The sequence below is a fragment of the Kitasatospora sp. NPDC003701 genome, assembly GCF_053587085.1.
Genome location: NZ_JBSFNM010000086.1, coordinates 22,094 through 32,949, shown reverse-complemented (window position 1 = coordinate 32,949; position 10,856 = coordinate 22,094). Strand labels below are relative to the sequence as shown.

At 75.6% G+C, this 10,856-nt stretch carries 12 protein-coding genes; 6 read left to right on the top strand and 6 right to left on the bottom strand.

Annotated elements, in window-relative coordinates:
- Positions 1-278 precede the first annotated feature (278 nt).
- Positions 279-809 carry a PadR family transcriptional regulator gene (locus ACWDRR_RS40950; protein ID WP_449777399.1) on the bottom strand — a complete coding sequence of 177 codons (531 nt, stop codon included), beginning with the start codon at positions 807-809 and terminating at the stop codon, positions 279-281.
- Between the two features lie 144 nt (positions 810-953).
- Here ACWDRR_RS40950 and ACWDRR_RS40945 point away from each other — a divergent pair, with 144 nt between their 5' ends.
- The 3 genes from ACWDRR_RS40945 to ACWDRR_RS40935 all read left to right on the top strand — a co-directional run bounded on the left by ACWDRR_RS40945 (position 954) and on the right by ACWDRR_RS40935 (position 3,539).
- Positions 954-1,724, top strand: coding sequence for an alpha/beta fold hydrolase (locus ACWDRR_RS40945; protein ID WP_449777398.1), 771 nt, complete (start codon positions 954-956; stop codon positions 1,722-1,724).
- 465 nt (positions 1,725-2,189) lie between these two features.
- Entirely contained in the window at positions 2,190-3,146 is a 957-nt protein-coding gene (locus ACWDRR_RS40940; RefSeq protein WP_449777397.1) for an aminoglycoside phosphotransferase family protein, read from the top strand.
- 171 nt (positions 3,147-3,317) lie between these two features.
- Entirely contained in the window at positions 3,318-3,539 is a 222-nt protein-coding gene (locus tag ACWDRR_RS40935; RefSeq protein WP_449777396.1) for a hypothetical protein, read from the top strand.
- A gap of 81 nt (positions 3,540-3,620) precedes the next feature.
- On the opposite strand, the gene ACWDRR_RS40930 is transcribed toward ACWDRR_RS40935, so the two are convergent.
- The 5 genes from ACWDRR_RS40930 to ACWDRR_RS40910 all read right to left on the bottom strand — a co-directional run bounded on the left by ACWDRR_RS40930 (position 3,621) and on the right by ACWDRR_RS40910 (position 8,061).
- Positions 3,621-4,505, bottom strand: coding sequence for a 5-oxoprolinase subunit C family protein (locus ACWDRR_RS40930; RefSeq protein WP_449777400.1), 885 nt, complete (start codon positions 4,503-4,505; stop codon positions 3,621-3,623).
- A gap of 50 nt (positions 4,506-4,555) precedes the next feature.
- On the bottom strand, positions 4,556-5,194 hold the full coding sequence (gene pxpB / locus ACWDRR_RS40925) for a 5-oxoprolinase subunit PxpB (protein WP_449777395.1): 639 nt from the start codon (positions 5,192-5,194) through the stop codon (positions 4,556-4,558).
- Positions 5,195-5,285: 91 nt separating this feature from the next.
- A complete protein-coding gene (locus tag ACWDRR_RS40920; protein ID WP_449777394.1) occupies positions 5,286-6,062 on the bottom strand; it encodes a LamB/YcsF family protein in 777 nt (258 codons plus the stop codon).
- A gap of 125 nt (positions 6,063-6,187) precedes the next feature.
- On the bottom strand, positions 6,188-6,745 hold the full coding sequence (locus ACWDRR_RS40915; RefSeq protein ID WP_449777393.1) for a hypothetical protein: 558 nt from the start codon (positions 6,743-6,745) through the stop codon (positions 6,188-6,190).
- Positions 6,746-7,014: 269 nt separating this feature from the next.
- On the bottom strand, positions 7,015-8,061 hold the full coding sequence (locus ACWDRR_RS40910) for an IPT/TIG domain-containing protein (protein WP_449777392.1): 1,047 nt from the start codon (positions 8,059-8,061) through the stop codon (positions 7,015-7,017).
- 144 nt (positions 8,062-8,205) lie between these two features.
- Here ACWDRR_RS40910 and ACWDRR_RS40905 point away from each other — a divergent pair, with 144 nt between their 5' ends.
- Genes ACWDRR_RS40905 through ACWDRR_RS40895 form a run of 3 tightly spaced genes read left to right on the top strand, consistent with a single transcriptional unit; the run spans position 8,206 to position 10,759 of the window.
- Entirely contained in the window at positions 8,206-9,747 is a 1,542-nt protein-coding gene (locus ACWDRR_RS40905; RefSeq protein WP_449777391.1) for a hypothetical protein, read from the top strand.
- On the top strand, positions 9,744-9,887 hold the full coding sequence (locus tag ACWDRR_RS40900) for a hypothetical protein (protein ID WP_449777390.1): 144 nt from the start codon (positions 9,744-9,746) through the stop codon (positions 9,885-9,887). The genes ACWDRR_RS40905 and ACWDRR_RS40900 overlap by 4 nt, the downstream gene beginning before the upstream one ends.
- Positions 9,884-10,759 (top strand): hypothetical protein, encoded by an 876-nt coding sequence (locus tag ACWDRR_RS40895; RefSeq protein WP_449777389.1) that lies wholly within the window; start codon positions 9,884-9,886, stop codon positions 10,757-10,759. The genes ACWDRR_RS40900 and ACWDRR_RS40895 overlap by 4 nt, the downstream gene beginning before the upstream one ends.
- Positions 10,760-10,856 lie beyond the last annotated feature (97 nt).

The following is a 10,856-nucleotide window of genomic DNA, read 5'->3' as shown; positions in this document are numbered from 1 at the left end:
CAGCCGCTTCACGATCTTCAACAGGAGGATGTCGCGGAAGCTGTACAGCCGCTGGCTGCTCGCCGGGTAGACCGAGCGGACGCTGGGCTCCAGCACCGACCCGATGGGGGATGGTGCGGGCCACGGCTCCGCCGTTTCCTCCGGTGCGGCCGGGGTGCGGCCGCTGGCTTCTCGTCCGGCCGGATCGCTTGGGCCGGATCGCTTCGGGTGGCTTCCCGCCGGGCGGGTTGGTGGTCTGCGGGTCCTCGTTCTGCGGGTTCGCGTGCCGGCCGGTCGGGTCAGGCCCGGTCGAGGGCTGCCAGGGTGTCGCGCAGCCAGGCCAGTTCGGTCTCGGTGGTGGCGCGGGCGATCAGCAGCATCCCGCGACGGAACGGGTCGCCGACCTCCTCGGCGCCCACCGGGCGGGTGCCGTCGTAGAAGAAGCTCGCCGGTTCGCTGAGGAAGGCGAGCCGGCGGCGGAGCACGGCGGCCTGCGCCCCCGGTTCGTCGTCGAGGTGGCGGAGGAAGGCCAGCACGGTGAACCAGCGGTTCTCGTCGCTGATGTCCAGGTCCTCCGGTGTGCGGAGCCGGTCGAGCAGGGCGGTCCGGCCCGCCTCGGTGAGGTGGAGGGTGTGCCGGGGCGCGGCCGCCGTGCCCGGCTCGGTGGTGCGGACCAGCAGGTCGTCGGCCTCCAGGCGCTTGATCGCCGGGTAGAGGGTGCCGTCGCTGATCGGTCGGACGTGTCCGGTGAGCGCGGCGAGGTGACGGCGCAGCTCGTAGCCGTGCAGGGGCCGGTCACGGAGGAACCCGAGGATCGCGAGCTTCAGCATGGGGCCACTCTCTCAGATCGAACGCGATATATCAGTGCCGCTATACCTCGATGCCGAGGTATGGTCCTTCCGTCGCGAGGAACCGCGACGCGACGCCGTGCGGTGGCCCCGTCGCCCTGCCCTGCCCCGAGAAGGAGTACGACCGTGCATCACGCCATCGTCACCCCGAGCAAGGACCAGATCCGTTGGGTGGAGGTGCCCGGCGCCGAGCCGGCCCGGGTCTACCTGCACGGCCTCGGTTCCAGCTCGCCCGTCTACTTCGCCGCCGCTGCGGCGCACCCGCTGCTCACCGGGCGCCGCTCGCTCCTGCTCGACCTGCTGGGCTTCGGCATCAGTGACCGGCCGACCGACTTCTCGTACACGCTGGAGGCCCACGCCGACGCGGTGGCGGCGGCGCTCGACCAGGCGGGCCTGGCGGGAGTCGAGCTGGTCGGGCACAGCATGGGCGGTGCGGTGGCGGCCGTCCTCGCCCACCGGCACCCCCGGCTGGTCGCGAACCTCCTCCTGGTCGACGCCAACCTCGACCCGAGCACGCCGGTCCGGCGTCCGGGCAGCAGCGGGATCGCGACCTTCAGCGAGGAGGAGTTCCTGGCCGGCGGCCGGGAGGAGGTTCGGCAGTGGGTCGGGCCGCTCTGGTGGTCCACCATGCGGCTGGCCGGCCCGGAGGCCCTCCATCGCAGCGCCGTCGCCTCCGTCCGTGGCACTGTGCCGAGCGTGCGTGAGCTCCTGCTCGACATGGATCTCCCGAGGACGTTCCTCCACCCGGAGGCCGACGGCGAGCTGCCGGGTGCGGAGCGGCTGCGGGAGTCGGGGGTCGACGTGGTGGCGATACCGGACTGCGGCCACAACATCATGTTCGACAATCCGGAGGCCTTCGCGGTGGTTGCCGCCGCCGCGCTGGCGCGTCGCGCCTGAAGGGCATGCCGGGGTTGGACGGCGGGCGGCGCCAGGGTGGCGCGTGGTGCCTGGCTGGCGGGCCGTGTCAGGACGGCGCGTGGTGCCGTTGTGGCGGGCCGTGCCGCATCGGCACGACATGCCACGTCAGCACGACATGCCACGGAGGCACCTCGCGCCGCCCGGGCCCGGCGGGCCGACAGGCGACACCGCGTGCAGACCTGGCACGGCCCGCCCGTCCGGCACGACGTGCAGAGGTGGCACGACACGACGAACTGGCGCGGCGTGCAGGAGTGGCGCTTCACGCAGAAGTGGCATGAAGTGCAGAAGTGGCACGACACGCGGAGATGGCAGACCGCGCAGAGCTGACCCGTCGTGCCACCCCGCGAGGTCGTGCCACCCTGGCAGACGGCGCCACGCCGGTGAGCCAGCCGACCGACCGGCCCCTCGTCCCCGCCCACCCCTGCTGCCCAGGAGCCGTCCGCCATGCCGAACGCAGCCCCGTCCACGCCCGGCCCCGCGCCGATCCGGGTGCCGGAGTCGCTGGCGGCCTCCCTGGTCGACTGCCTGGGGGAGGCCGGGCGCGGCTGGGTGGCCCGGCTTCCGTCGCTCGCTGCCGGGCTGATGGAGCGTTGGCGGCTGCGGCTCGCCGGCCCGCCCGCCCACGGCGTGCTCGGGCTCGTCCTCCCGGTGCTGCGCGCCGACGGCACACCCGGCGCGCTCAAGCTCCAACCCGTCGACGAGGAGACCGTGGGCGAGCCGGTGGCCCTGCGGGCCTGGGACGGCCGAGGTGCCGTCCGCCTCCTCGCCCACGACCCGGCAACCGGCTCGATGCTGCTCGAACGCCTGGACCCGAACCGCTCCCTGCACGCCGTTCCGGACGACCTCGCCGCCCTGCGCGTCCTCGCCGGGCTGCTGGCACGCCTGACGGAACATCAGGCCCCGCCCGGACTCCGTCACTTGGCCGACCTCGCCGACGCGATGCTGGCGCAGGTCCCGGCGGCGCTCGCGGCCCTGGCCGATCCGGGGGACCGCCGGTTGGTCGCGGACTGCGCCGCCGCCCTCCGCGAGGTCCGCCCGGAGCCGGGCGACCGTCTGCTGCACTGGGACCTGCACTACGGCAACGTGCTTGCCCCCGAGGGCTCCGACGGCCGCGCGCCCTGGCTGGCCATCGATCCGAAGCCGCTCGCCGGTGACCCCGGCTTCGAACTCCTGCCGGCCCTCCACAACCGGTGGGCCGACCTCGCCGCCACCGGTGACGTGCGGCGCGCCCTTCACCGCCGCTTCGACCTGATGACCGACGTCCTGGGCCTCGACCGCGCCCGTGCCACCTCGTGGACCCTCGCCCGCGTCCTCCAGAACGCCCTCTGGGGCGTCGAGGACGGTGGGACCACCCTCGCTCCCACTCAACGCGCCGTCGCCGAAGCCTTGTTGACGCGGTGACCCGGGGTGAAGCGCCGCACCCGCGATCAGTAGGATCCACCCGTCCCAGGGGAGGAGACGGGTGTGGGTGCCGATTGGTGCGAGCGGTGCGAGATGTCATGGTGCGATTGCCCGGCCGACGGGTCGACGCCGCGTCTCGATCGCGGTAGGGCGGCGCTCGGTGCCGCCTGGGTGGGCTGGCCCGCGGGGGCGACGGCCATCGTCTCGCCCAGCGGCTACGCCCACCTGCCGGGGTGTTTCCACCTCACGGAGAGCATCCTCGCGGCGCCCCAGTACGGCTGGGTGACGGAGCCGGTCTCCGGCTACCACGTCACCTACGCGCAGCCCCTGCGGGCCACCGCGGGCAACTGCGACCGGGTGGCCACCAAGTCCTGCCCGACCTGCTTCGACTGAGGCGGGCCAGGCGGGCGGGCAGACAGGCACGCGGCCAGACGGGCGGCGGAGGGCAGCGGAGGGGCGCCGCCGTCCCTCCGCTCAGCCCCGCAGCGCCACGAACCGCAGCACCACGAACCGCAGCGGCGTCCCCGGGCGCGCCTGGGCGGCCGCGGCGAGGTCGGCGGGCGGCACGACGCCCACGACGGGGTAGCCGCCGGTGGTGGGATGGTCGGCCAGGAAGACCACGGGCCGTCCGTCCGGGGGGATCTGCACGGCCCCCAACACCATGCCCTCGCTGGGCAGTTCGCCGCCGACGGCCCGGCCGACCGGCGGGCCCTCGGTGCGCAGCGCGATCCGGTTGCTCGCCGGTGCCACCCGGTAGTGGTCGCGGGCCAGCCGGGCGACCGACTGCGGCGCGAACCAGTCCGTCCGCGGTCCGAGCCGCAGCCGCAGCACCAGCTCCGTCGGGGGAGCGGGCAGCGGCACCAGGTCGGGCGCCGGCCGAAGGGGCGGGGGAGGCCCGACCGGCAGCACGTCGCCGGCGGCCAGCGGAGCCGGGCCCAGCCCCGACAGCAGGTCGGCCGAGCGGCTGCCGAGCACCGGCGGAACGGCGATCCCGCCCGCCACCGCGAGGTAGCCGCGCACGCCGTGGGTGGCGGCGCCGACCTCCAGCAGGGCCCCGTCGGGAACGGCGACGGCTGCGCCCCAGGCGGCGGTCCGCCCGTTCACGCGTACCGCCGAGGGGGCGCCGGTGACGGCGACGACGACCGGCCCGTGCGCGCGCAGGGCGACCCCGCCGAGGGTGGTCTCCAGTGCGGCGGTGCCGGGCTCGTTGCCGACGAGGCGGTTGGCGGCGTGCAGCGCCGGCTCGTCGAGCGCACCGGCCCGGGGCACGCCGAGGTGGGCGACGCCGCGCCGCCCGAGGTCCTGCACGGTGGTCAGCGGTCCGGGCCGGACGACCAGCAGCTCACGGCCGGCCGGCAGCCCGGGAGCGGCCGACGGTTCACGAGCGGCCGACGGTTCGCGCGGTGCCGTCACCCCGCACCGCCGCGGATCGCGGTGAAGCGGACCCGCACGCCCGGGGCCAACAGGGCCGCCGGTTCGCGGGAGGCGTCCCAGAGCGGCAGGCCGGTGCGGCCGAGGAGCTGCCAGCCGCCGGGGGAGGAGCGCGGGTAGACGCCGGTGTAGGGGCCGGCCAGCGCGACCGAGCCGGCCGGGACGGAACTGCGGGGGGTGGCCCGGCGCGGTGCCTCGTACTGCCGCGGCAGGCCGGTGAGGTAGCCGAAGCCGGGGGCGAAGCCGCAGAAGGCGACGACGTACTCGGGTGCGGTGTGGATCCGTACGGCCGCCTCGGGCGAGACCGCCCAGAGCGCCGCCACCTCGGCGAGGTCGGCGCCGTCGTAGACGGTCGGCACCTCCAGGAGGGGGCCGGGGGAGACGCCGGCCGCCGACGGGCGGGCGGCGCGCAGCAGTGCGGCCAGCGCCCGGACGTCGGCCACGCCGTCGAGCAGGACGGTCCGCGCGGCCGGGACGATCTCCTCCACCGGGGGCAGCTCGCCCGCCGCCTGGCGTTCGCGCAGCCAGCTGTACAGCGCGCCGACCTCGGCGGCCCCGGCGACCTCGACCAGCAGCGCGCGCTCGCCCACCGCCCGGATCAGCGGTGCGCCGCTCACCCGGGCGCCCCGACCGCCACCGGCGGGCGCGGAGCCCCCGGGCCCGGGGAGGCCGGCGGTCGCGCCGCGCCCGTCCGCACGCCGTCGGCCGTCACGCGAAGGGCTCCACCCGCACGCCCGCCGAGGCGAGCGCGCCGCGGATCCGCCAGGCCAGCTGGGCGGCGCCGGGCGTGTCACCGTGCACGCACAGGGAGCGGGCCTCGACGCCGATCGGCTCGCCGCCGACGGCCTCGACCACACCGTCCCGGGCCATCCCGACCGCGCGGGTGATGACCGTCTCGGGGTCCTGGATGACGGCGTCCGGCTCGCGGCGCGGCACCAGGGTGCCGGCCCAGGTGTAGGCGCGGTCGGCGAACGCCTCGGTGACCACCGGCAGTCCGACGCCCTCGGCGACCGCCAGCAGCCGGGAGCCGGGCAGGCCGAGCACGGGCAGCGGGCCGTCGCAGACCGCCCCGGCCCGCAGGACGCCCGCGACGACCGCCTCGGCCTGTTCGGCATCGGTCACCACCCGGTTGTAGAGGGCGCCGTGCGGCTTGACGTAGGAGACCCGGGAGCCCGCCGCACGGGCGAACACCTGGAGGGCGCCGATCTGGTAGGCGATCTCGTCGGCCAGCTCCTCCGGGGGGACGTCCATCGCCCGGCGGCCGAAGCCGGCCAGGTCGCGGTAGGAGACCTGGGCGCCGATCCGCACACCGCGCTCGGCGGCCAGCGCGCAGACCCGGCGCATGGTGGACGGATCTCCGGCGTGGAAGCCGCAGGCGACGTTGGCGCTGGTCACCACGGAGAGCAGGGCTTCGTCGTCGGTCAGCGTCCAGCGTCCGAACCCCTCACCGAGGTCCGCATTGAGATCGATCACCGCATCGGCCACGCCCGTCCGCCTCCCAGCAGCTGTTGAGCCAGATCGTAGGGCCTGTGCGTGACGGCCGTTGCCGCTGCCCGGTCGTTGTCCGGTGCACCGGGCGTGAGGGGTGCCCGGGCGTTCCCCCGGACGGCTCAGCCGGCGACGGCGGCGGTTCGGGCGGGCCGTTCCAGCGGCCGGAGCGCGTGCAGCACGACGAGCAGCGGCACCACGCCGATGATGCCGAACGACATGTCGACGAATCGCCAGTACAGCGGAATGCCCCGGAGCGGCCCGCAGATCAGCGCCAGCGGGAGGATGCCCGCGCAGGCGAGGACGGCCCACCGGATCACCCAGACATTGCGCACCGGGTCCTTGATCGGGCCCCAGAACGCGGCCGCGATCACCAGGTGGGCGAAGGCCAGCCAGTCGGTGCCATAGGCCAGGAAGGGGTAGCGGGTGTTGGTGTCGGCGATGCCGTCGCGAATCCGCTCGGTCCACTCCCGCAGGGCCGGGAGGTGGTCGGTGAGCGGGGCCGCCGGGCCGGCCGCGAAGTCGGCCAGCCACCGCGTCTCGGTCTCCAGCGGGAAGGCCGTCAGGCCGCTCAGGACGAGGCAGACCACGAAGGCCCCGAGCCATCGCCGTACCCGCCGGAGTGCGGCCCGCTCACCGTCGAGCGGGCTCTCGGTCAAGCTCTCGGACGTGCCGTTCATACCGGTCGACCCCCATGCCGACGAGGCGGCGGGACGGGCTGTCCCACCTGCACGGCAGTGACTCTAGACCGCTTAATTGAACATGTTCAACTTTGCTGCGGACTGCTGCACGGACTACTGCGCGGACTGCTGCGCCGACTGCCGAGCGGACCGTCGCCGCCCTGCCGAGCGGACCGCCGCCCCGCCGCCGGGCGCGCCGCCCCGCCGCCCGGCGCGACGCAGCGGGGCCCGGCGCTTTCCCCGGCACCGGGCCCCGCGGGGCGGCCTCGTCAGGCGGTGTACGTGTACCGGTCGCCCGCGACGGTCGCGCTGGTCCCGCCGGGGGTGGTCACCGTCACGTCGACCACGCCGGTGCCCGCCGGTGCGGTCGCCGAGCAGAGCGTCGGGCCGCACGAGGAGCGCGTGGCCGGCACCCCGCCGAAGAGCACGGTGCCGGCGGCCAGCCCGCTGCCCTGGACGTAGATGCCGGTGCCGCCGGCGGCCGGCCCGGTGCTGGTGGTCAGACCGGTGACCACCGGGGCGGCCGGCGCCGGGGGAGCCGCGCCGGTGTAGTCGAACGCGGCGGGGGCGGCCGCGGAGCCGCCCGGGGTGACCACGGTCACCGGCGTGCTGCCGGTGCCGCCGGGCGCGGTCACGGTGCACCCGGTGGCGGTGCAGGCGCCGGCCGCGACCGAGCCGCCGAACAGGACGAAGCCGTTGTCCAGGTTGGTCCCGGTCAGGGTGACGGCGGTGCCGCCCGTGCCCGGGCCGGTCACGGTGGAGATGCCGGTCACCGCCGGGGCGGCCTGGGTGGCGGGGGCCTGCGGGCCGCTGCCGAGCAGGTAGGTCGAGACGTTGTCGGCCGGGTTCGCGTCGTTCCGGTTCGCGGCCGTGACCTTGATCGTGCCGGACGGCCGGGTGCCGTGGGAGGCGACGTAGACCTTCATGAACTCGCTGCGCCCCGGGGCCCGGTTGCCGGTGAAGAAGGCGTCCAGCCGGCGGCCGTCGGGCGAGACCGTCTCGGTGAAGGAGTAGTCGGGGAACGAGGTGATCGTCGCGCCGTTGGTGGTCAGGCCGGGCGGCAGTTCGACGGTGAGGTGGGTGACCCCGGTGAGGTCGGCGGTGCCGGAGGACGTCCAGGTCACCGAGAAGTTGGTGTTGTCGACCGGGAAGATCGGGTAGTTGCCGGCCTGGGTCACGCTGACGTTCGGGCCGGTGACCGCCGTGCGGGCGGTGGGCGAGGCAGTGGTCGCGGCGTCGGCGACGACGGTGCCGGCGGTGAGCGTGGCCACGGCCAGGGCAGCGGTCACGCCGCCTCGTACCAGTCTGATGATCATATGAGGCATGATGGCCGGGTCGGCCGCGCCGTGCGGGCGTTTCGTCGAAAGCCGGTTCCACCGCCTGCGGTTCGAGCGCCTGTCCGGGCCGTCCGGAAGGTCCGTTTCGGTCGATGTCGGTGCCTACCTCTAATCTTGTCCACCGTGACCGCCATCGCTGACCCGCCCACCGAGTCCGGGCTCCGGCCGCCCGCCGGGCCCGCCGCCGCCGCGCGGCCCGCGCCCGGCCCCGCCGCCGACGAGGGCCTGGCCCGCCGGCTCAAGGCGCTGGCCTGCACCGCCCCGCTGCACGACCTGGACAGCCGCAAGGTGATGCTGGCCGGCGAGTACGGCGGCTACGCGATGGCCGAGGTCGGTCTCGCCGCGATCGACCTGGTCACCCTGCACATGGACTTCGACACCGGCGCCGACCGCGACATAGTGCTCGCCCGGCTGCTGCCCCGGGTCGCCGCCCAGGCCACCGCCCGGCCGACCGCCGAGCACGAGCGGGTCGCCCGCTGGGTGCTGGAGTCGCTGATCAACGTCGGCAGCGTCGACCGGGGCTTCCGCGCCGTCTACGGCACCTTCGGCCAGGACGGCGCCTACGTCCGCCGCGACTACGACTTCAAGCTGATCGAGGAGGTGCCCGGCCCCGACGGCGGCGTCTACCTGCGCACCACCGACGAGGCGGTCAACGTCCTGGTCGGCGCACTCGACACCGACGTCACCTCCGCGCAGATCGCCGCCGAGGTCAAGCTGGAGGTGCTGATCCGGCGCGGCCGCCTGGCCGACGCCCAGCTCGCCGCCGAGCAGGCCCGCTACCGCACCGTCCAGTACGCCGAGACGCTGCGCCGGGCCCTGGACGCCACCCGGCGCAACGTGCGCGCGGTCGACTGGATGCAGGCCGTCCCCGACCTCATCGACGAGGCGCTCGACCACATCGCCGACCGCTACCGGCACGAGAACGCGATTCTCACCAACATCCGCAAGGCCCGCGACGAGGCGGAGGAGCCCGAGCACAAGCGCCGCGCCGCCGAGCTGGTCGACATCGTCAAGGACTGCATCCGCCGCCACACCCAGCTGCAGACCCGCCTGCTGGAGGCCGGCCCGCTGTTCCGCGCCGAGCAGGACCGCCAGGCCTTCGCCGCCCCCGGCGCCCGCAGCGGCATCGACCTCTACGGACAGCTGCTCGCCCCCGTGCTGCGGCTGCCGGTCGAGCAGGCCGTCCGGCCCACCGGCGCGTTCTTCGCCCGCGGCATCGGCCTGCGCACGCCGGTCTCGGTCCGGGTCGCCGACCTGGTCGACCTGCTGCTCACCCCGCCGGTCGAGCGCGAGCACCTGGGCGCCGAGCTGCCCGATCCGGACCTCGTCGCCACCCCCGACGACAGCCGGTTCTCCGAGGCCCAGCTGGAGGCCGCCCTGGTCCTGCTCGACCTGCCCGCCGACGCCCCGCGCAGGCTCTCCGGGCTGCTCGCCGACGCCCGCCGGCAGGACCCTGAGCTCCCGTACCTGGTGGCCCTGCTCGCCGTGCACGCGGCCAGTCCGCCGGTCGGCACCGCCTACCGCCAGGGCGAGGAGCGGCTGCTCTTCGCCGTCGACGACGGCACCCCGCTGCGCGATCACGAGTTCGGCGGCGCCGACCTCATCGTCGGCAGCGCCCTGCTCGACGCGGCCGGGATGGCGGCCGACCGCAAGGACGCCAGTTGACCGCCCGCCACCCCCGCCCGCCCGGCGGGCACCCGTCCGGCGAGCACCCGAGCGGACCCCGCGCCCGCAGCACCCGCACCACCCGCACCACCCGCAGCACCCGCACCGCCCGTACCAGCCCCGAGGAGCACCGCCCGTGACGACCCACCACGACACGTCCTGGGCGCCCGAGGCCGAGCCCGCCGCCCCGGCCGCGATCACCCCGGCCGATGTCGCCGACGCCGCCCGGCTGGTCTCCTTCGGCCTGCAGGCCAAGCTGCTCCCCGCCCGCGACGCCGAGTACGCCGAGCTGGTCCGCCGCCACCGCGAGGACCCGCCCTTCGCCCGCCTCGCCGACGCCGTCGCCACCGGCATGGGCCTGGTCGTCCTGGAGGTCTCGCCGCGCGCCGGCATGGCCGTCGCCGCCGCCGAGGACTCGGTCTTCGCCGTCCGGATGGGCGACTACTCGCGCCGCGCCGCCTCCGAGTCGACCGACCGCTTCCTGCACGGCCTGGCCCACCTCGCCGTCGCCGCGATGGCCTTCCCCCGCCCGGAGGACCTCGCCGACGACGGCTACCTCGGCCGGATCACCGTCAACGGCGTCGACGCCTTCGTCCGCCAGGCCTGCCGCCGGCTGGAGGAGCAGGCCGAGACCGACGGCGCCAACACCGACCCGCAGAGCGACGCCCCCGGTCTGGAGGCCGCCTGGCGGGTCTGGGCCCGGCGCACCGCCACCGGCGCCACCAAGGACGCCCGCCGGCTGTCCGGCTCCACCATCGGCATCGTCGCCAAGGCGGTGATGTTCCTGGTCGACTCCGGCTTCCTGCAGAAGACCTCGGACGACGCCGGCGGCACCTACCGCACCACCGCCCGCTACCAGCTCCAGGTCCGCGACCTGGCCGGCAGCGCCGCCATGGCCGAGCTGCTCGACCTCGGCATCGTCCCGATCTCCGACGGCACCGCCAGCCTGCTGCCCCCGGACACCGGCGACGAGCTGGTGGCCGACGCCGGCCTGCCGTTCCACTCGCTCTGACCCCCGGGCCCCCACCCGAGGGCGCCGCCCGCCCGGGACCGGCCCCACCGCAGTCCCGACCCACGCACTCCTGACCCACCCGCACTGGAGAACCGCC

Bases quoted from the DNA above. Each gene is read 5' to 3' on its own strand.
- ACWDRR_RS40950 (WP_449777399.1), bottom strand. From the start codon at position 809: ATGCTGAAGCTCGCGATCCTCGGGTTCCTCCGTGACCGGCCCCTGCAC.
- ACWDRR_RS40940 (WP_449777397.1), top strand. From the start codon at position 2,190: ATGCCGAACGCAGCCCCGTCCACGCCCGGCCCCGCGCCGATCCGGGTG.
- ACWDRR_RS40915 (WP_449777393.1), bottom strand. From the start codon at position 6,745: ATGAACGGCACGTCCGAGAGCTTGACCGAGAGCCCGCTCGACGGTGAG.
- ACWDRR_RS40910 (WP_449777392.1), bottom strand. From the start codon at position 8,061: ATGATCATCAGACTGGTACGAGGCGGCGTGACCGCTGCCCTGGCCGTG.